The following is a 20,343-nucleotide window of genomic DNA, read 5'->3' as shown; positions in this document are numbered from 1 at the left end:
GAATGTTAATTTTAGCTGTGCTATGATTTAGTTGATATAATAGCTTATTTTATTACTTTTGAAGGATTATTTTTTTCTATCGTAGGCAATAATATAAGGTAGGAGGTGGCAGTGGTGCTGAAAAAAATAGTTCATTTATTTTTTGTTATCATGGGTGGTACCGTTGGGTATTTATATATCCCGGATATTGTAAACTTATTGGATATTACTAATGCAAACTGGGTATCATCACCATATGCAGGAACAATAATCGGTGCAATTATTTTCTTTCTCATTTCATATTGGCTTGGGGATTATATTGTAGGGTTTTTAAAGTGGGTAGAAGAAGCACTTATAAAATTGCCTGTTGGTGATTTGTTTTTTGGAAGTTTAGGGTTAATGGTAGGATTAGTTATTGCTTTTCTAATAAATATACCGTTAACAGATATCAATATTGAACTAGTATCTCAAGTTTTACCGCTATTTATCACAATATTATTGGGGTATTTTGGTTTTCAAGTCGGGTTTAGACGTAGAGATGAATTTGTAAATTTATTAAACATTAATAAAAAAGAACGAGAGAAACGCAAACCGTCTGATACGGAGTATACACAAACGATTCAACCTAAAGCTAAAATACTGGATACAAGTGTCATTATTGATGGTCGTGTAGCGGATATTTGTCAAACGAGTTTTCTTGAAGGGACAATTGTTATTCCGCAATTTGTACTTGGTGAGTTGCAACATATTGCAGACTCTTCTGATGTGTTAAAAAGGAACAGAGGTCGAAGAGGGCTCGATGTATTAAATCGAATTCAAAAAGAATTACCTGTAAAAGTGGAAATTTATGAAGGTGATTTTGAGGATATCCATGAAGTGGATAGCAAGCTTATTAAATTAGCAAAGGTAATTGATGGAATTGTTGTTACCAATGATTTTAATTTAAATAAGGTCTGTGATCTACAAGGTGTTCCTGTCTTAAATATTAATGATCTGGCAAATGCTGTGAAGCCAGTTGTACTACCTGGCGAAGAGCTTGTTGTTCAAGTTATTAAAGATGGTAAAGAACATAACCAAGGAATTGCCTACCTTGACGACGGAACGATGATTGTTGTGGAAGAAGGTAGAGATTATATTGGAAAAACAATTGAAGTTTTAATTACCAGTGTGTTGCAAACATCTGCCGGTAGAATGATATTTGCCAAGCCAAAATTACTTGAAAAAGCACTATAAAAAGGGTATAACTTATAGAGGATAGAAAAAAGTGATAACATGTCATTGTTATCACTTTTGTTATACTATATATATACTATTTTGGTTCAAAAAGATTAGTGATTCAATTTACATTATGTTTGAAGAATAGAAAGGGGCAGAACCATGACAAACCAGGTTCGTGTACGTTATGCACCAAGCCCAACAGGTCATTTGCATATCGGAAACGCACGTACAGCATTATTTAACTATTTATATGCGAAACATTTTAACGGGAAAATGGTTATTCGTATTGAAGACACAGATGATAAACGAAATGTGGCTGGTGGTGAAGAGAGTCAGCTGAAGTTTCTTCAATGGCTAGGTGTCGAATGGGATGAAGGAGCAGATATAGGCGGCGAATACGGTCCCTACCGTCAAATGGAGCGTCTTGATTTATATCAAAAATATGTGGACGAGCTATTAGAAAGAGGCTTGGCTTATAAATGCTATATGACGGAAGAAGAGCTTGAGGCAGAAAGAGAACAGCAACGTGCGAGTGGGCAAGTACCTAAGTATTCGGGTGCGCATCGTGATTTAAGCGAAGAACAAATCACAGCATTTGAAAAAGAAGGACGTCAACCAAGTATTCGTATGAGAGTTCCGGAAAATGAAACATATACATTTAATGACATCGTTAGAGGCGAAATTACGTTTGAATCCAGTGATTTTGGTGATTGGGTTATTGTGAAGAAAAATGGTATACCTACGTATAATTTTGCTGTTGCTATTGATGATCACTTAATGGAAATAACGCATGTACTTCGAGGAGAGGAACATATTTCCAATACGCCGAAGCAAATGATGGTTTACAATGCGTTTGATTGGGACGCACCGCAATTTGGACATATGACGCTTATTTTAAATGAAGAACGGAAAAAGCTGAGCAAGCGAGACCAGCACATTTTGCAATTTATTGAGCAGTACTATAACCTTGGTTATTTACCAGAGGCGCTTTTTAACTTCATTGCTTTATTAGGATGGTCGCCTGTTGGAGAGGAAGAAATTTTTGATAAAGATACATTAATTGATATCTTTGATCCTGAACGATTGTCTACTTCAGCTGCGATTTTTGATCGTCATAAATTAAAATGGATGAATAATGAATATATTAAAGCGGCAGATTTAAAGGATGTCATTGAGCTTGCAATGCCGCATTTGGTGGAAGCTGGGAAATTACCACAGCAAATAAGTGATGAAAAGAAACAGTGGGCTGAACAGGTGATTGCTCTATACAAAGAACAATTAAGATATGGAGCAGAGATTGTAGAGTTAACAGATCTTTTCTTTAATGAGGAATTGTCGCTTGATGAAGGTGCAATGGATGTGCTTCAAGAGGAGCAGGTTCCAGAAGTACTACAAGTATTTACAGATAAGTTAATTCATTTGGATGACTTTACGAAAGATTCTATTAAGGCTCAAATCAAAGCCACGCAAAAGGAAACTGGACATCGTGGCAAAAAGTTGTTTATGCCAATTAGAGTAGCTACAACCGGTCAGACACATGGCCCTGAGCTTCCTATGGCGATTGAATTACTAGGGAAAGCGGCTGTTCTGTCGCGCTTAGATAAGGTGTTAAACAAATTAGAAGCTTAATAATTCACATTCTGCATAAAATGTAATATAGTATTACTACAATATTGAACGATGACAAGGAAAAGTAGGAAACGTGAGGCTTATTCAGAGAGATCCACCTTGGCTGTGAGTGGTTCTAAGATCCGTTTTTGAAGTGCCCCTTTGAGTCCGTTATGGAAATGAGTACATAACGGCGGAACTCTACCGTTATAAGGGTGAAGTTGGAAGGATAATTTTAGCCTTCAAACAGAGTGGAACCGCGCAAAAGCGTCTCTGAGTAATCATACACAGAGGCGTTTTTTTATAGTCTAAGGAAATGATAAAATTTGCCCATGTAGATAAATATGGGCGTGTTTGAGCCACGTCCAGTTCCAGCGCCCAGAAGCTAGGCGACTACAAGAATCACCCTAATCTAAGTCAACATCGGCTCGCAAGCTTACCGTGATTCCTTTATCTCTGTTGACTCGCTGTAGTCGCTACGTTTCTAATTGAGCGTTTGCGCTTTTGTTCTATTATAAAAGCGGTGGATTTGAATATAATCATGGCATATTTTTCTTGGGGTGAGGAGGTTAATGAAGTGGGGATATGGAGACGATTGAAGGAAGATATGGATGTTGTGTTTGAACAAGATCCAGCAGCTCGAACATATATTGAGGTATTTTTAACGTATTCAGGGCTGCATGCTGTTTGGTCTCACCGCATTGCACATGCATTTTATAAGCGAAGAATGTTTTTCATTGCACGTTGCATATCACAAGTGAGCCGATTCTTTACAGGGATTGAAATTCATCCAGGTGCTCGAATTGGCCGTCGTTTATTCATTGATCACGGTATGGGAGTCGTTATTGGGGAAACTTGTGAAATAGGTGATAATGTAACCATTTTTCAAGGTGTAACATTAGGGGGGACTGGTAAAGAAAAAGGAAAACGTCACCCGACTGTAAAAAATAATGCATTAATTGCGACAGGAGCCAAGGTACTTGGCTCAATTACAATAGGAGAGAATGCAAAAGTTGGTGGTGGATCTGTCGTACTTCGTGATGTACCCGATCATTCCACGGTCGTTGGAGTTCCTGGGAAAGTAGTAAAGCAAAATGGTGAAAAAATGAGAAGGGATCTCGATCATCACAAGATGCCTGATCCAGTTGCTAGTCGTTGTGAGCATTTACAAAATGAAATAGATGCATTAAAGGACGAAATTGCTAAATTGAAGGAAGGGAAGTAGAATGACGATTCAGATTTTTAATACACTTACTCGACAGAAAGAAACCTTTATCCCGTTAAAAGAGGGTGCCGTAAGTATCTATGTTTGCGGGCCTACTGTATATAACTACATTCATATCGGAAATGCTAGACCAGCGATTGTTTTTGATACGGTTCGTCGATACTTTGAATACAAAGGGTATAAAGTAGATTATGTTTTAAACTTTACAGACGTTGATGACAAGTTAATTAAGGCTGCGAATGAGTTAGGCCAGGAAGTGCCAGATGTGGCCAGTAAGTTTATTACCGCATATTTAGAAGATGTTGATGCTCTAGGTGTGAAAGAAGCAACCCATAATCCGCGTGTAACAGAAACAATGGATGATATTATCGCGTTTATACAAGTGCTTATAGATAAAGGATTCGCTTATGAGGCGGCGGGAGACGTCTATTTTAAACCGCGTACGTTTGATGGATACGGCAAACTATCTCATCAATCCATTGATGAGTTACGCTCAGGTGCGCGTATTCAAGTGGGAGAGAAGAAACAGGATCCTTTAGATTTTGCGCTATGGAAACATGTGAAGGATGGGGAAATATCTTGGGATTCACCATGGGGTAGAGGTCGGCCGGGGTGGCATATAGAATGCTCTGCAATGGTCAAAAAATATTTAGGTGATACCATTGATATTCATGCTGGCGGGCAGGATCTAGCTTTCCCTCACCATGAGAACGAAATCGCTCAATCAGAGGCTAGGAATGGAAAAACCTTTGCGAACTATTGGATGCACAATGGGTATATTAATATAGACAATGAGAAGATGTCTAAATCATTAGGGAATTTTGTGTTAACAAGAGATTTAATTAATAAGCATGATCCGCAGGTACTTCGTTTCTTTATGTTAAGTGTACATTATCGTCATCCGATTAATTTCACTGAGGAGTTATTGGAAAGTGCCAAGAATAGCCTAGACCGAATTAAAACGGCTTATTTTAATCTGGAACACCGGAAATCATCGAGTGTGAATTTAGTGGACCACCAGGACGAATGGATGCAGAAAATTACGGTGTGGAAACAACAATTTGAGGCTGACATGGATGATGATTTTAATACAGCAAATGCTATTTCTGTATTGTTTGATGTGGCCAAGGATGCTAATGTTTACTTGCAAGCTAAACAAACGTCTAGTGATGTTATTGAAGAATTTCAGGAAACAATCCGATCATTCCTTTATGTATTGGGAATAGAGCTGAAAGTAGAAGAGGATTTACTCGATGAGGACATTGAATCATTGATTGAAGAAAGAAACGAAGCAAGGAAGCATCGTGATTTTGCTCGAGCGGATGAAATTAGAGATATGCTAAAGGATAAAAATATTATTTTAGAAGATACGCCTCAAGGGGTTCGTTGGAAAAGAGGCTAGTTATGAATTTGGATGTTAAACAAATGAAGAGTCTTGCCCTTGCCTATATGGGGGATGCTGTCTACGAAGTGTATATAAGGGAGCATCTCCTGCAGCTTGGGCAGGTGAAACCACAGCAATTACATCAAAAAGCAGTTAATTTTGTGTCAGGAAAGGCTCAAGCAAATGTTGTATTATATTGGCTGGAACAAGATTATTTAACGGAAGAGGAAGTAAAAATTGTCTCCAGAGGTCGTAATGCTAAGTCAGGGTCTATTCCTAAAAATATTAGTGTCCAAACCTATCGATATAGCACAGCTTTTGAGGCATTGATAGGATACCATTATTTACAAAAAAACGACGAGCGGTTGAAGCACCTCATGAGGGAAGCGGTTGAATTTACAGAAAGGAGTGAAAAGCCTTGGAACAAGAAATAATTATTGGGAAAAATCCAGTGATAGAGGCATTGAAGTCCGGACGTTCTGTTAATAAAGTACTTATTTCAGAGCATTTAAACGCTTCTGCACAAGGAAAATTATTTCAACTTGGCAAGTCCGCTGGGACAATCGTACAAAAGGTCCCAAAGGCTAAACTAGATCAATTATCGAATGGAAATCATCAAGGAATAATAGCTTACGTTGCCTCTTATCCTTATGCTACGGTGGACGATTTATTTCTACGTGCAGACCAAAAAGCGGAGGCTGCCTTTTTTATTATCTTAGATGAATTAGAAGATCCGCATAACCTAGGCTCGATATTACGTACTGCTGATGCGGTGGGAGCTCATGGAGTAATTATACCGAAACGGCGTTCTGTAGGTTTAACTGCTACGGTGGCGAAAACGGCTGCGGGAGCAATAGAGCATGTGCCAGTAGCTAGAGTTACCAATATCGCCAGTACCATCGATGAACTAAAGGAGCGTAATGTTTGGGTGGTTGGCACAGAAGCGAATGCTACAGAAGATTATCGTAAGCTTGAGGGTGCATTACCTATCGCCCTTGTAATTGGTAATGAAGGGAAAGGGATGAGCCGTCTTGTGCGAAAAAAATGTGATTGGACGGTAGGTCTTCCCATGATAGGGCAGGTTTCTTCGTTGAATGCTTCTGTGGCTTGTAGTTTATTGCTATATGAGGTTTATCGCAAAAGGTACCCTGTTGGTGAATAGCGATGATTGTTGTGGTAGTTGATGGTTATAATATAATTGGCGCTTGGGAAGAATTGCAAAAATTGAAAGAACATGATATTGGACAAGCACGTGATCGACTTATTGAATTATTGGCTGAATACCAGGCTTATTCGGGATATAGAGTCATTATTGTGTTTGATGCTTATTATGTTCGAGGTATTGCTAATAAAACAAATTTATATAATATAGAGATTATATTTACAAAGGAAAAAGAAACGGCCGACGAATGTATTGAAAAGCTAGTTAAAGAATTAATGAATATCCAGACACAGGTTTATGTTGCAACATCTGATTATGCAGAACAAAGGACGATATTTGGCAGCGGAGCTTTACGTAAATCGGCACGAGAATTATTAATTGAGTCTCAAAATATAGAAAGAGAAATTGAAGAAACAATAGAAACGCACCATAAAAAACAAGCATCGTCTAAAATAAAACTTAATCGAGATGTTCTGGAAAAATTTGAAAGATGGCGCAGGGGAGAAATGTAAAACTCAGATTAAACCGCGCCTGTCTGGGTCTATGCTCTGTTGACTATTGTAAAGCGCTTCCTGTATAATAAGCTTTAAAGTGACTGCGGTGTAGTCAGGGGGTCATACTTGGTGAGTGCCAACCAATTAGATTTTGACAATAAGAGCTTAAGTATGCTGGATGATGAGGGGATTGTAGAGCTTATTCATCGAGGAAATAGCCAAGCGCTTGATTACTTAATACATAAGTACAGAAATTTCGTCCGAGCTAAGGCTCGCACGTATTTCTTAATTGGTGCGGATAAAGAAGATATTATCCAAGAGGGGATGATTGGCCTTTATAAAGCTGTTCGCGATTATGATGGGGACAAGCTATCATCGTTTAAAGCCTTTGCAGAATTGTGTGTGACAAGGCAAATTATAACCGCAATCAAAACTGCTACTCGACAAAAGCATATTCCACTCAACTCCTATGTATCTTTGGACAAGCCAATTTATGATGAAGAAACTGACCGTACATTATTAGATGTCATTGCAGGTTCAAAAGCCATAGATCCACAAGAACTTTTGGTTAATAGAGAGAAATATGGTGATATGGAAATAAAATTATCTGAATTATTGAGCGAATTAGAAAAGAAGGTTCTACATCTGTATTTAGATGGGAGGACATATCAGGAGATATCTGTCGAGCTTAAGCGGCATGTCAAATCTATTGATAATGCACTCCAACGTGTCAAGCGGAAGTTGGAGCAGCTCATGGAAGGTAGCGAGGTATCACAATAGGATGCATTGACACATTTTTGTAACCATGCTAGAGTTAATATAGAAAAATCCCTCAATAGAGGTGATATAATGAATAAAAAAATAACTTTGGCATGTGCAGAATGTTCAAGCAGAAACTATACAACGCATAAAAATGTATCCACTCAGCCTGCGCGGCTAGAAGTGAAAAAATATTGTAAAACTTGTGGCAGACACACGTTGCACCGTGAAACGAAATAGACTCCGATGGAACGATATAGTAAATGGGGTTTTATATAAATTTATGGCTTTACTAATAAATAAACATGAAAAAGCCAAGATTTTCAGGTCTAGGGGGTACGAACATGTTTCGTTTTTTTAAAAACGTTTCAAGAGAAATGAAAAAAGTTAGCTGGCCAAAAGGCAAAGAGTTAACTAGTTATACCATTACTGTAATTACTACAGTAGCGTTTGTAGCGTTGTTTTTCTTTTTAATTGATCTTGGAATCACACAAATTTTGAATTTGCTATAATATACTTGAATATTTATTTTACAAATATGCTATAATGATAAATAATATGAGTCATTTGAAAACCCGGTCAACGTCGGGTTTTTTAAATTGGAAAAGAATTGGTACCTGTTTGTTAGAAAAATTCAACTCAGAGTTGTATTAATAGGGGTACCCATGCTCCTGTGTCCATATATAAACCTAATTACAAATAAAGGGAGGGAAGGACAAATAAAGTTGTCCTGATAAACATGGAGAAAAATTGGTATGTGGTACATACGTATTCTGGCTATGAGAATAAAGTCAAAATGAACTTAGAGAAGCGAGTTCAATCAATGGGAATGGAAGATAAAATTTTCCGCGTAATTGTACCAGAAGATGAAGAGACGGAAATAAAGAATGGGAAGAAAAAAGTATCCAAAAAGAAGTTTTTCCCTGGTTATGTATTAACTGAAATGATCATGACGGATGATTCGTGGTACGTTGTTAGAAACACACCGGGTGTTACTGGTTTCATAGGATCTAGTGGTGGGGGGACAAAGCCTACCCCGCTTTTACCTGAAGAAGTGGAAAGTGTATTAAAGCGTATGGGTGTTACAGAGGCAGTTGTACAGTTTGAATTCGAATTAAAAGAAAATGTTCGTGTAACGGATGGACCGTTTACAGATTTCACAGGATCTATTGAGCATATCGATATGGATAAGCAGAAGGTGAAGGTTCATGTAAATATGTTTGGTAGGGAGACTCCGGTAGAATTAGATTTCTCTCAAATTGAAAAACTATCGTAGTTCATAGAGAATATTAGACAATACCTTGCATTTTTTTGTTATTCATGCTAAAATTCTTTTGTTATTCATGCATCTATCCTACTGATGGATAGAGCAAATTGGAGTGGGAGGGGACCGACTGGAACCCTATTACCACATCACGGACTTTAAGGAGGTGTGTCTCGTGGCTAAAAAAGTAATTAAGCTTGTAAAATTACAAATCCCAGCTGGTAAAGCAAATCCAGCACCGCCGGTTGGACCAGCATTAGGTCAAGCAGGTGTTAATATCATGGGGTTCTGTAAAGAATTCAACGCACGTACGCAAGATCAAGCGGGTATGATTATCCCTGTTGAAATTACGGTGTTTGAAGACCGTTCATTTACATTTATTACAAAAACTCCACCGGCAGCTGTGCTGTTGAAAAAAGCAGCTGGTATTGAAACTGCGTCAGGTGAGCCTAATCGTAATAAAGTCGCAACATTAAAACGCGACAAAGTAAAAGAAATCGCAGAAACAAAAATGCCTGATTTAAATGCTGCTAATGTAGAAGCAGCGATGCGCATGGTTGAAGGAACTGCGCGCAGCATGGGTATCACAATCGAGGACTAGTAATCGATTCCTTAGACATAGCGTTGCTATGTGCGGGGTATATCGTTTGCGGTGAAGTGTCTTTTGGTTGTGAAGCCAATCGATGCAGATTGGGTTGTTTTACTTGATACGGTATAGGTTGCGGTTGGATTACCTCTCGCAACCTTTTTCGTGAAGATGATAATTCGGTATTTCGAACCAAATTATCCTCTTGAGCTTTATAAAAGCCGACCGTGCTTTTATAAGTGGGAGGTATTACCGTTATAACCACATTTGAGGAGGAAATAAAATGGCTAAAAAAGGAAAAAAACATCAAGAAGCTTTGAAGCTTGTTGATCGTACGAAATCATATGAAGTAGCCGAAGCGATTGCATTAGTTAAAGAAACAGCTAAAGCAAACTTCGACGAAACAGTAGAGGCTGCTTTTCGTTTAGGTGTAGATCCTAAAAAAGCAGATCAACAAATTCGTGGAGCGATGGTGCTTCCACATGGAACTGGTAAAACACAGCGTGTTTTAGTTTTTGCTAAAGGTGACAAAGCTAAAGAAGCAGAAGCTGCTGGCGCTGATTATGTTGGAGAAAGTGATTACATTAACAAAATCAACCAAGGTTGGTTTGAGTTTGATGTCATTGTTGCAACTCCAGATATGATGGCTGAAGTTGGTAAACTTGGACGTGTGTTAGGACCAAAAGGCTTAATGCCGAATCCTAAAACGGGAACAGTTACGTTTGAAGTTGAGAAAGCAGTTCAAGATATTAAAGCTGGTAAAGTAGAATACCGCGTTGATAAATCTGCTAACATTCATGTTCCGATTGGTAAGATTTCTTTCGATAATGAAAAGTTAATTGAAAACTTCAAAGCAATTACAGACACTTTAGTTAAAGCTAAGCCTCAGGCTTCAAAAGGAACGTATATGAAGAATGCTTCTGTGGCCTCTACAATGGGACCTGGAATCCGCGTTGACGTTTCTGGCTTTGTCCGTCGATAATTAATAGTTGACGTTTTTGTCGACATTAGTTATAATGATTCACGTTGATAAAAGAATACGTTGTACCGTAGACAGCAGGGGCATGCATTTGCTTAATCATCCTGCCGAGGTGTTTATAAAAATTGGTAATTAGCGATTGAATTCCAATGTAATAATAAGCTCCCATGTCTACGTGGGAGCTTTTTTTAATGGCTCCGAACAGAGTGGGGTATACGGTATAATGATCATTTTTTAGGAGGTGGAAGAATGTCTAATATTATCGAGCAAAAGAAACAACTTGTTGAAGAAATTAAAGATAAATTTCTAGCGAGCGAAACAGCTGTTGTAGTTGACTATCGTGGGCTTGATGTAGCAGAGGTTACTGAATTACGTAAACAATTACGTGAAGCAGGAATTGAATTCAAGGTTTACAAAAACACGATGACTCGTCGTGCGGTAGAAGCTGCTGAGTTGAATGATCTTAGTGAGACGCTTGTTGGTCCGTCTGCGATCGCATTCAGTAATGATGATGTAGTAGCGCCAGCAAGAATTATCAATGATTTTGCTAAACAACATGAAGCGCTTGAAATCAAAGGTGGAGTAATTCAAGGAAGCGTTGCTTCTCTTGAGCAAATTAAGGAACTTGCAGATCTTCCAAACTACGAAGGTATGGTTTCTATGCTTCTTAGCGTACTTCAAGCACCAATTCGCAACCTTGCATATGCTACAAAAGCAATTGCGGATCAAAAAGAAGAACAAGGCGCATAATCTGTGCTTTAACGGTATAAAAACAAAATTTAATTTTAATTAGGAGGAAATTAATCATGACTAAAGAACAAATCATTGAAGCGGTTAAAGAAATGTCAGTATTAGAACTTAATGATTTAGTTAAAGCAATTGAAGAAGAATTTGGAGTAACAGCTGCAGCACCTGTGGCAGTAGCAGGTGGAGCTGGCGGCGGAGATGCTGCTGAAGAGAAAACTGAATTTGATGTAGTGCTTACAGATGCTGGTGCTTCTAAGATCAAAGTTGTTAAAGCTGTACGCGAAATCACAGGTCTTGGACTAAAAGATGCAAAAGACTTAGTTGATAACGCTCCGAAAGCAGTTAAAGAAGCAGTATCTAAAGAAGATGCTGAAGAAGTTAAAGGTAAGCTAGAAGAAGCAGGCGCAAGTGTAGAGGTTAAGTAATTAATTTCATCAACGGAGCTCGTCGTAACCATTACGGCGGGCTCTCTATATATCATATCATTTAAGCTAAGACTTGAGCAGATGCTTCTACTTCAAGCACCTTGCTATAACTACCTTCAATATTTTAATAAAAGTAGGTGCCATATGACAGAGCATTACTTTTCACCAAAACCCCAAACTAAAAGTTCACCAAAGACATGGAATTATCAATTGAATGGAAAATCCTATACATTTACAAGTGACGTAGGTGTATTTTCTAAAAATGAAGTTGATTTTGGAAGTCGGCTATTAATTGAACAATTTAATGAACCGGTAATTGCGGGGGATTTTTTGGATCTGGGTTGTGGCTATGGACCAATTGGGATCGCAATAGCAGATCGATATAATGATCGAAAAATTGTAATGGCTGATATAAATGAAAGAGCTGTTGCATTAGCGAAGGAAAATGCTTTAAAAAATGAGGTTACTAATATCGAGTGTGTACAGAGTGATCGGATGTCTGCATTCACAAGTCGTCAATTTGCCGGGATTCTTACTAATCCGCCGATTCGTGCGGGAAAAAAGATTGTACACCAAATGTTTGAAGAAGCACAGCGAGCGCTGTTAAAGCAAGGAGAACTATGGGTGGTTATTCAAAAGAAACAAGGGGCTCCTTCCGCTAAAGAAAAATTAGAAGCTTTATTCCGTGAAGTGGAAGTGGTAGCTAAAAATAAAGGGTACTATATTATGCGGGCAATTAATGTTTGACCCGTATCTTCACTTATGATAAGATAGGAAAATGCTAACATGGCGATTCTTATGTCAAGAGGATATTTCATAACATAATAAGGTATATTTCATAAAAGTTCGGAAACACTGGTAAAATCGGAAAGATTTGGTATATACAATGTGCTTTTCGTTTATTTTTGAAATATGCTTCATGTGGTTTGTTTTGGAATTCTATTGCTGAGAGGATCCAAATAATATACTTGTAATTATCTGTTACAAGTTTGTTAGGCATGTTTTGTACGCTATTCGCACAATCACAGTTAGCCAATATTCGAAAAGCCGAAAAGAAGTAATTGCTTCTGTATTGGTTTTTCTAATTATATTAAATTTGGAGTAGAATTACAATCTACGAAAAAATGTATGATTTAAGGGGTGAAGCAGTTGACAGGACAACTAGTTCAGTATGGACGGCACCGCCAGCGCAGAAGCTATGCACGTATCAGCGAAGTATTAGAGTTGCCGAATTTAATCGAGATCCAAACCGCTTCTTATGATTGGTTTTTAGAAGAGGGTCTCCGAGAAATGTTTCAAGACATTTCGCCGATCGAGGACTTTACAGGCAATCTATCACTGGAATTTGTTGACTACAGTTTAGGCGAGCCTAAATATCCTGTAGGAGAATCAAAGGAAAGAGATGTTACGTATAATGCTCCACTTCGTGTGAAGGTTCGATTAATTAATAATGAAACCGGAGAAGTGAAAGAGCAGGAAGTATTTATGGGTGATTTTCCATTAATGACTGACACTGGAACATTTGTTATTAATGGCGCAGAACGTGTAATCGTTTCTCAGCTTGTGCGATCACCTAGTGTTTACTACAATGAAAAGATTGATAAAAACGGAAAGCGTGGCGTAGCTGCAACTGTCATTCCGAACCGTGGTGCATGGTTGGAGTTTGAAACAGATGCAAAAGATGTTGTCCATGTTCGTATTGATCGTACGCGTAAATTACCGATAACTGTATTGCTACGAGCACTAGGTTTTGGTACAGATCAGGAGATTATCGACTTATTGGGAGACAATGAGTACCTGAAAAATACGCTTGAAAAGGATAACACAGAAACAACGGAAAAGGCGTTGCTAGAAATCTATGAGCGGTTACGTCCTGGAGAACCACCTACTGTTGAAAATGCAAAAAGTTTATTAATCTCTCGCTTTTTTGATCCAAAACGTTACGATCTTGCTCATGTAGGTCGTTACAAGATGAACAAAAAGCTGCATATAAAAAATCGTTTATTTAATCAAGTACTAGCCGAAACAATTGTTGATCAGGAGACTGGCGAAGTACTAGCAGAGAAAGGCGATAAGCTAGAGAGAAAACTACTAAATAAATTAATTCCATACTTGGAACGTGAAGAAGAGAAGCTTGGTGAAAAAACACTTGAGCCTAAAGACGGTGTGCTTGACGACCAAATTTTGCTTCAATCGATTAAAATAGTTGATCCTACTGACCCAAGTGGTGAGAAAGAGCTTAACGTAATTGGAAATGCTGGAATTGAAACAAGTGTTAAAAATATTACGCCTGCGGATATTTTATCAGCAATTAGCTATTTCTTTAACTTGCTTCATCAAGTAGGCGATACAGATGATATTGACCATTTAGGTAACCGTCGTCTTCGTTCTGTTGGAGAGTTATTACAGAATCAGTTCCGAATCGGGTTATCTCGGATGGAGCGTGTTGTGCGTGAACGAATGTCTATTCAAGACACATCAAGTATTACGCCGCAACAGCTGATTAATATTCGTCCTGTGATCGCTTCGATTAAAGAATTTTTTGGAAGCTCACAGTTGTCTCAATTTATGGATCAAACAAACCCATTAGCAGAACTAACACATAAACGTCGTTTATCTGCGTTAGGACCTGGTGGTTTAACTCGTGAACGAGCTGGTTTCGAAGTACGAGACGTTCACTATTCACACTACGGTCGAATGTGCCCGATTGAGACGCCTGAGGGTCCGAATATCGGCTTAATTAACTCATTATCGAGTTTCGCTAAAGTAAATAAATTTGGATTTATTGAAACGCCGTACCGTCGTGTGGATCCAGATACGGGTAGAGTCACAGCTCATATTGATTATCTAACAGCAGATGAAGAGGATAACTATGTTGTTGCCCAAGCAAATGCAAAGTTAACAGATGAGGGGCATTTTGTGGATGAGGAAGTTATTGCTCGTTTCCGTGGTGAAAACACAATCGTACCTCGTGATCAAATTGATTACATGGACGTTTCTCCGAAACAGGTGGTTTCAGCTGCAACAGCTTGTATTCCATTCTTAGAAAATGATGACTCGAACCGAGCGTTAATGGGTGCGAACATGCAACGTCAAGCTGTACCATTAATGCAGCCTGAAGCGCCAATTGTTGGTACTGGTATGGAATATGTAAACGGAAAAGATTCTGGAGCCGCTATTATCTGCCGCCATGAAGGAATTGTAGAACGTGTTGAAGCGAAGGAAGTTCATGTTCGTCGAATTTCTATTGTGGACGGAAAAGAAGTAGAAGGCGATTTAGATCGTTACAAACTACAAAAATATATTCGCTCTAACCAAGGTACATGTTATAACCAACGCCCAATCGTAAGTGAAGGAAATCGCGTAACTAAAGGTGAAATTCTTGCTGACGGTCCTTCCATGGAAGACGGAGAGCTTGCGCTTGGCCGTAATGTTCTAGTTGGATTTATGACTTGGGAAGGTTATAACTATGAAGATGCGATTATCATGAGCGAAAGACTCGTAAAAGATGACGTGTATACATCTATTCATATTGAAGAGTATGAATCGGAAGCACGTGATACGAAGCTCGGACCGGAAGAAATTACACGTGATATTCCTAATGTAGGGGAAGAAGCGTTAAAGAACCTTAACGAATATGGAATTATTCGTATCGGTGCAGAAGTTTCTGACGGTGATATACTTGTGGGTAAAGTGACGCCTAAAGGGGTTACTGAATTATCCGCTGAAGAGCGTTTACTTCACGCTATTTTTGGTGAAAAAGCTCGTGAAGTTCGTGATACATCCTTACGAGTTCCACATGGAGCTGGCGGAATTGTGTTGGATGTTAAAATCTTTAATCGGGAAGATGGCGATGAGTTACCTCCTGGGGTGAACGAATTAGTTCGTGTATATATCGTTCAAAAACGTAAAATACACGAAGGAGATAAAATGGCCGGGCGTCACGGTAACAAAGGTGTTATATCCAAAATTTTACCTGAAGAAGATATGCCATTCTTGCCAGACGGTACACCAATTGATATCATGCTTAACCCACTAGGGGTACCATCACGAATGAATATCGGACAGGTTTTTGAATTACATTTAGGTATGGCTGCAAGACAGCTAGGAATTCATGTTGCTTCTCCGGTATTTGATGGTGCGACAGAAGAAGATGTGTGGGAAACGCTTGAAGAAGCAGGTATGCCAAGAGATGCTAAGACTATCCTTTATGATGGAAGATCAGGAGAACCATTTGACAACCGTGTATCTGTAGGTGTTATGTACATGATTAAGCTTGCGCACATGGTTGATGATAAGCTGCATGCTCGTTCTACAGGCCCTTATTCACTTGTTACACAGCAACCACTTGGTGGTAAAGCACAATTTGGTGGTCAGCGCTTTGGTGAAATGGAGGTTTGGGCATTGGAAGCTTATGGTGCGGCATACACCTTGCAGGAGATTTTAACAGTGAAATCAGATGATATTGTCGGTCGTGTTAAAACATATGAAGCGATTGTAAAAGGTGATAATGTACCAGAACCTGGTGTACCAGAATCCTTCAAGGTATTGATTAAAGAATTGCAAAGTCTTGGTATGGATGTCAAAATGCTTTCAAGTGACGAAGAAGAAATCGACATGCGTGAATTGGAAGAAGAAGAAACACAGCAAGCAAGTAAGCTCAATATAGAAGTAGAAGAGAACTAAAGCAAAAGGTAAGGTTGGCTCTCAATAGAGCCAGCCCCTAGCTTTAGATTAAATATATTCATAGGTAGCTTGGTGAAATCGGACACTAAAAGGGAGGTTGGCCCCTTGCTAGATGTAAATAATTTTGAGTATATGAAAATTGGTTTAGCTTCACCAGAAAAAATTCGTTCATGGTCATATGGTGAAGTGAAGAAGCCGGAAACGATTAATTACCGTACACTAAAGCCTGAAAAAGATGGATTGTTTTGTGAACGTATTTTCGGGCCACAAAAAGATTGGGAATGTCATTGCGGAAAGTATAAACGTGTTCGCTATAAGGGCGTAGTTTGTGACCGCTGTGGAGTAGAAGTTACAAAAGCTAAGGTTCGTCGTGAGCGCATGGGTCACATCGAACTCGCAGCACCTGTATCCCATATTTGGTATTTTAAAGGAATTCCAAGTAGAATGGGTCTTGTTTTAGATATGTCACCACGTGCGTTAGAAGAAGTTATTTACTTTGCTGCATATATTGTGACAGAAACAGGTAATACACCTTTAGAAAAGAAACAATTACTGTCTGAGAAAGAATACCGGGCTTATTACGATAAATACGGAAAGTCATTCAAAGCTCAGATGGGCGCCGAAGCAATCCGTAAATTATTGCAGGATATTGATTTAGAGAAAGAAGTAGATGCGTTAAAAGAAGAGCTTAAGACAGCACAGGGACAACGTAGAACTCGTGCTATTAAACGATTAGAGGTACTAGAGTCTTTCCGTCATTCTGGCAATGAAGCATCTTGGATGATTTTAGATGTTTTACCAGTCATTCCACCGGAAATTCGCCCGATGGTTCAGTTAGATGGTGGACGTTTTGCGACATCAGATTTAAACGATCTTTATCGACGCGTTATTAATCGAAACAATCGTCTTAAACGCTTGCTGGATCTTGGCGCTCCAAGTATCATTGTGCAAAATGAAAAGCGCATGTTGCAGGAAGCAGTTGATGCATTGATCGATAATGGTCGACGCGGTCGTCCTGTTACAGGACCAGGTAACAGACCACTAAAATCTCTTTCTCATATGTTGAAAGGGAAGCAAGGTCGTTTCCGTCAAAATCTATTAGGAAAACGTGTGGACTATTCCGGACGTTCTGTAATCGTTGTTGGACCACATTTGAAAATGTATCAATGTGGACTTCCGAAAGAAATGGCATTGGAATTGTTCAAGCCATTTATTATGAAAGAGCTTGTAGCAAAAGGAATTGCGCATAATATTAAATCTGCAAAACGCAAAATTGAGCGTGTACACCCTGAAGTTTGGGATGTCTTAGAAGAAGTAATCAAGGAACACCCTGTACTTCTAAACCGTGCACCTACGCTCCACAGATTAGGTATTCAAGCATTTGAACCAACACTGGTTGAAGGTCGTGCGATCCGATTACATCCATTAGTATGTACAGCTTATAACGCCGACTTTGATGGGGACCAAATGGCTGTTCACGTACCATTATCTGCTGAAGCGCAAGCAGAGGCTCGTATTTTGATGCTTGCAGCGCAAAATATTTTAAACCCTAAAGATGGAAAACCGGTAGTTACACCATCACAAGATATGGTATTAGGAAACTATTATCTTACGCTGGAACGTGAAAATGCAGTCGGAGAAGGTACGATATTTAATGATCTGAATGAAGCTTTATTATCTTACCAAAACGGGTATGTACATTTGCATACAAGAGTTGCGGTACACGCATCCAATTTAAATAACGTAACATTCTCTGAAGAACAGAAGTCACAGTTATTAATTACAACCGTTGGTAAATTAATCTTTAATGAAATTTTACCTGATTCGTTCCCGTATATTAATGAACCTACAAAGGTGAATCTAGAGGATCGCACCCCAGAAATGTACTTTGTAGAACGTGGAACTAATGTAAAGGAAGTAATTCAATCTCGAGATATCATTAAGCCATTTAAGAAAGGCTTCCTTGGCGATATTATCGCAGAAGTCTTTAAACGGTTTAAGATTAGTGAAACTTCAAAGATGTTAGATCGAATGAAGGATCTTGGTTTTAGTTATTCAACGAAAGCTGGTATGACAGTTGGTATTTCAGATATTGTTGTACTTCCAGAAAAAGAGGAAATCTTAGATGAGGCACAGAAAAAAGTTGATAATGTCTTGAAACAATTCCGCAGAGGTCTTATTACGGAAGATGAAAGATATGATCGCGTCATTGCCGTTTGGTCACAAGCAAAAGACACCATTCAGGATAAGCTGATGCACTCACTAAGTAACAGAAACCCTATCTTTATGATGAGTGATTCTGGTGCAAGGGGTAATGCTTCTAACTTTACGCAGCTGGCGGGTATGCGTGGACTAATGGCCAACCCAGCTGGTAAGATTATTGAATTACCGATCAAGTCAAGCTTCCGTGAAGGCTTAACCGTTCTAGAATACTTTATTTCTACACACGGTGCACGTAAAGGTCTAGCGGATACAGCGCTGAAAACAGCTGACTCTGGTTACCTAACTCGTCGTCTTGTGGATGTGGCGCAGGATGTTATTGTACGTGAGGCAGACTGTGGTACAGATCGCGGCTTAAAAGTAGCTGCTTTAACAGATGGAACCGAAATGATCGAGCCATTAATTGATCGATTAATCGGACGTACAGCTTTCTATTCAGTAAAACATCCTGAAACCAACGAAGTAATTGTTGAAGCTGATCATTTAATTTCAGAGGATCAAGCAAAACAAATAACGGAAGCTGGAATCGAAGAAGTAACGATTCGCAGTGCGTTTACATGTAACACGAAACATGGTGTCTGTCAAAAATGTTATGGACGTAACCTAGCAACAGGTGCCGATGTAGAAGTCGGAGAAGCTGTTGGAATTATTGCTGCCCAGTCTATTGGTGAGCCAGGAACCCAGTTAACGATGCGTACATTCCATACGGGTGGGGTTGCCGGAGACGATATTACACAAGGTTTACCACGTATTCAAGAATTATTTGAAGCGCGTAATCCGAAAGGGCAAGCGGTCATCAGTGAGATATTCGGAACCGTTCTAGAAGTTAAAGAAGTGAAAGATAAGCAAGAGATCGTTATTCAAGGTGATGTAGAACAACGTTCCTACGCTGTTCCTTATAATGCTCGAATGAAGGTAACGGTTGGGGACGAAATTGCCGCTGGTCAAGAGCTTACAGAGGGTTCTATTGATCCGAAAGATTTATTGCGCATTCGAGGAGTGGAAGGCGTACAAGATTACTTGCTACGTGAAGTTCAACGAGTATACCGAATGCAAGGGGTAGAAATCGGTGACAAGCACGTGGAAGTTATGGTACGTCAAATGCTTCGCAAAATCCGAGTGGTGGATTCCGGAGACACCGATGTGTTACCAGGTTCTTTATTAGAAATCCATCAGTTCAGAGACGCCAACCATACAGTGCTTAAAGAGGGCTACCAGCCAGCTATTGGTAAACCTGTATTACTTGGTATTACAAAAGCCTCTCTTGAAACAGATTCGTTCTTATCTGCAGCATCTTTCCAAGAAACCACTAGGGTACTTACAGATGCAGCAATCAAAGGTAAGCGTGATGAGTTATTGGGTCTGAAAGAGAATGTCATTATCGGTAAGCTTGTTCCTGCTGGTACAGGAATGCAACGCTACCGAAGAGTAAAGCCTGGCTTAGATGAGCCAATTGAAGTGGAAGAAGTAGAAGAAACAGAAACTGTACAATAAATAAACAGGCTTTCACATTTTAACTGAACTGTTGTTTTGATGTGAAAGCCAAGCTTATACAGTATTCAATAGGACAAGTGATCTTAAATCGGAAGTGCAAAAATATCTATTTG

18 protein-coding genes and 2 other annotated features are annotated in these 20,343 nt (G+C 39.1%); all 18 genes read left to right on the top strand.

All coding sequences use genetic code 11. The features are described 5' to 3' along the window. The first annotated feature begins 114 nt into the window (after positions 1 to 114). The 18 genes from Q1A47_RS02095 to rpoC all read left to right on the top strand — a co-directional run bounded on the left by Q1A47_RS02095 (position 115) and on the right by rpoC (position 20,230). Positions 115 to 1,212, top strand: a complete 1,098-nt coding sequence (locus tag Q1A47_RS02095) for a PIN/TRAM domain-containing protein (RefSeq protein WP_026680211.1) — start codon at positions 115 to 117, stop codon at positions 1,210 to 1,212. A gap of 144 nt (positions 1,213 to 1,356) precedes the next feature. Next, entirely contained in the window at positions 1,357 to 2,826 is a 1,470-nt protein-coding gene (gltX, locus tag Q1A47_RS02090; protein ID WP_121604286.1) for a glutamate--tRNA ligase, read from the top strand. 42 nt (positions 2,827 to 2,868) lie between these two features. Then, positions 2,869 to 3,083: a binding site (T-box leader), on the top strand. A 305-nt stretch (positions 3,084 to 3,388) separates the two neighbouring features. Beyond that, positions 3,389 to 4,030, top strand: coding sequence for a serine O-acetyltransferase (cysE, locus tag Q1A47_RS02085; protein WP_034678611.1), 642 nt, complete (start codon positions 3,389 to 3,391; stop codon positions 4,028 to 4,030). Position 4,031: 1 nt separating this feature from the next. Further along, positions 4,032 to 5,432 carry a cysteine--tRNA ligase gene (cysS, locus tag Q1A47_RS02080; protein ID WP_026680214.1) on the top strand — a complete coding sequence of 467 codons (1,401 nt, stop codon included), beginning with the start codon at positions 4,032 to 4,034 and terminating at the stop codon, positions 5,430 to 5,432. Positions 5,433 to 5,434: 2 nt separating this feature from the next. After that, positions 5,435 to 5,848 carry a Mini-ribonuclease 3 gene (locus tag Q1A47_RS02075; protein WP_026680215.1) on the top strand — a complete coding sequence of 138 codons (414 nt, stop codon included), beginning with the start codon at positions 5,435 to 5,437 and terminating at the stop codon, positions 5,846 to 5,848. Next, on the top strand, positions 5,833 to 6,576 hold the full coding sequence (gene rlmB, locus Q1A47_RS02070; protein WP_166530053.1) for a 23S rRNA (guanosine(2251)-2'-O)-methyltransferase RlmB: 744 nt from the start codon (positions 5,833 to 5,835) through the stop codon (positions 6,574 to 6,576). The genes Q1A47_RS02075 and rlmB overlap by 16 nt, the downstream gene beginning before the upstream one ends. A gap of 2 nt (positions 6,577 to 6,578) precedes the next feature. Next, on the top strand, positions 6,579 to 7,088 hold the full coding sequence (locus tag Q1A47_RS02065; protein WP_026680217.1) for an NYN domain-containing protein: 510 nt from the start codon (positions 6,579 to 6,581) through the stop codon (positions 7,086 to 7,088). A 108-nt stretch (positions 7,089 to 7,196) separates the two neighbouring features. Beyond that, on the top strand, positions 7,197 to 7,850 hold the full coding sequence (gene sigH, locus Q1A47_RS02060; RefSeq protein ID WP_026680218.1) for an RNA polymerase sporulation sigma factor SigH: 654 nt from the start codon (positions 7,197 to 7,199) through the stop codon (positions 7,848 to 7,850). Positions 7,851 to 7,919: 69 nt separating this feature from the next. Further along, positions 7,920 to 8,069: a 50S ribosomal protein L33 gene (rpmG, locus tag Q1A47_RS02055; RefSeq protein ID WP_080668626.1), complete on the top strand. Its 150-nt coding sequence runs from the start codon at positions 7,920 to 7,922 to the stop codon at positions 8,067 to 8,069. A 104-nt stretch (positions 8,070 to 8,173) separates the two neighbouring features. Then, complete coding sequence (gene secE, locus Q1A47_RS02050) at positions 8,174 to 8,341, top strand: preprotein translocase subunit SecE (protein WP_026680219.1); 168 nt, start codon at positions 8,174 to 8,176, stop codon at positions 8,339 to 8,341. 227 nt (positions 8,342 to 8,568) lie between these two features. Continuing rightward, complete coding sequence (gene nusG / locus Q1A47_RS02045; RefSeq protein ID WP_026680220.1) at positions 8,569 to 9,105, top strand: transcription termination/antitermination protein NusG; 537 nt, start codon at positions 8,569 to 8,571, stop codon at positions 9,103 to 9,105. Between the two features lie 163 nt (positions 9,106 to 9,268). After that, entirely contained in the window at positions 9,269 to 9,694 is a 426-nt protein-coding gene (gene rplK / locus Q1A47_RS02040) for a 50S ribosomal protein L11 (RefSeq protein WP_026680221.1), read from the top strand. 268 nt (positions 9,695 to 9,962) lie between these two features. Continuing rightward, on the top strand, positions 9,963 to 10,661 hold the full coding sequence (gene rplA / locus Q1A47_RS02035) for a 50S ribosomal protein L1 (protein WP_026680222.1): 699 nt from the start codon (positions 9,963 to 9,965) through the stop codon (positions 10,659 to 10,661). A gap of 47 nt (positions 10,662 to 10,708) precedes the next feature. Beyond that, positions 10,709 to 10,857 (top strand) — a sequence feature (ribosomal protein L10 leader region). Positions 10,858 to 10,907: 50 nt separating this feature from the next. Further along, positions 10,908 to 11,408, top strand: coding sequence for a 50S ribosomal protein L10 (gene rplJ / locus Q1A47_RS02030; protein WP_026680223.1), 501 nt, complete (start codon positions 10,908 to 10,910; stop codon positions 11,406 to 11,408). Positions 11,409 to 11,464: 56 nt separating this feature from the next. Then, positions 11,465 to 11,830 (top strand): 50S ribosomal protein L7/L12, encoded by a 366-nt coding sequence (gene rplL, locus Q1A47_RS02025; RefSeq protein WP_026680224.1) that lies wholly within the window; start codon positions 11,465 to 11,467, stop codon positions 11,828 to 11,830. Positions 11,831 to 11,974: 144 nt separating this feature from the next. Further along, positions 11,975 to 12,577, top strand: coding sequence for a class I SAM-dependent methyltransferase (locus Q1A47_RS02020; RefSeq protein WP_166530052.1), 603 nt, complete (start codon positions 11,975 to 11,977; stop codon positions 12,575 to 12,577). Between the two features lie 402 nt (positions 12,578 to 12,979). Then, positions 12,980 to 16,516 carry a DNA-directed RNA polymerase subunit beta gene (gene rpoB, locus Q1A47_RS02015; RefSeq protein WP_026680226.1) on the top strand — a complete coding sequence of 1,179 codons (3,537 nt, stop codon included), beginning with the start codon at positions 12,980 to 12,982 and terminating at the stop codon, positions 16,514 to 16,516. A 105-nt stretch (positions 16,517 to 16,621) separates the two neighbouring features. After that, entirely contained in the window at positions 16,622 to 20,230 is a 3,609-nt protein-coding gene (rpoC, locus tag Q1A47_RS02010) for a DNA-directed RNA polymerase subunit beta' (RefSeq protein ID WP_026680227.1), read from the top strand. Positions 20,231 to 20,343: the final 113 nt, after the last annotated feature.

The sequence above is a fragment of the uncultured Virgibacillus sp. genome (assembly GCF_947495635.1).
GTDB classification, from domain to species: Bacteria; Bacillota; Bacilli; order Bacillales; family Amphibacillaceae; genus Virgibacillus; species Virgibacillus salarius.
This window is presented reverse-complemented; position numbering and strand designations above follow the sequence as displayed.

Excerpts from the sequence above, each read along its gene's own strand:
- rplL (WP_026680224.1), top strand. The coding sequence starts at position 11,465 with ATGACTAAAGAACAAATCATTGAAGCGGTTAAAGAAATGTCAGTATTA.
- secE (WP_026680219.1), top strand. The coding sequence starts at position 8,174 with ATGTTTCGTTTTTTTAAAAACGTTTCAAGAGAAATGAAAAAAGTTAGC.
- nusG (WP_026680220.1), top strand. The coding sequence starts at position 8,569 with ATGGAGAAAAATTGGTATGTGGTACATACGTATTCTGGCTATGAGAAT.
- rpmG (WP_080668626.1), top strand. The coding sequence starts at position 7,920 with ATGAATAAAAAAATAACTTTGGCATGTGCAGAATGTTCAAGCAGAAAC.
- Q1A47_RS02065 (WP_026680217.1), top strand. The coding sequence starts at position 6,579 with ATGATTGTTGTGGTAGTTGATGGTTATAATATAATTGGCGCTTGGGAA.
- Q1A47_RS02020 (WP_166530052.1), top strand. The coding sequence starts at position 11,975 with ATGACAGAGCATTACTTTTCACCAAAACCCCAAACTAAAAGTTCACCA.
- gltX (WP_121604286.1), top strand. The coding sequence starts at position 1,357 with ATGACAAACCAGGTTCGTGTACGTTATGCACCAAGCCCAACAGGTCAT.
- rplA (WP_026680222.1), top strand. The coding sequence starts at position 9,963 with ATGGCTAAAAAAGGAAAAAAACATCAAGAAGCTTTGAAGCTTGTTGAT.
- Q1A47_RS02075 (WP_026680215.1), top strand. The coding sequence starts at position 5,435 with ATGAATTTGGATGTTAAACAAATGAAGAGTCTTGCCCTTGCCTATATG.
- cysS (WP_026680214.1), top strand. The coding sequence starts at position 4,032 with ATGACGATTCAGATTTTTAATACACTTACTCGACAGAAAGAAACCTTT.
- rplJ (WP_026680223.1), top strand. The coding sequence starts at position 10,908 with ATGTCTAATATTATCGAGCAAAAGAAACAACTTGTTGAAGAAATTAAA.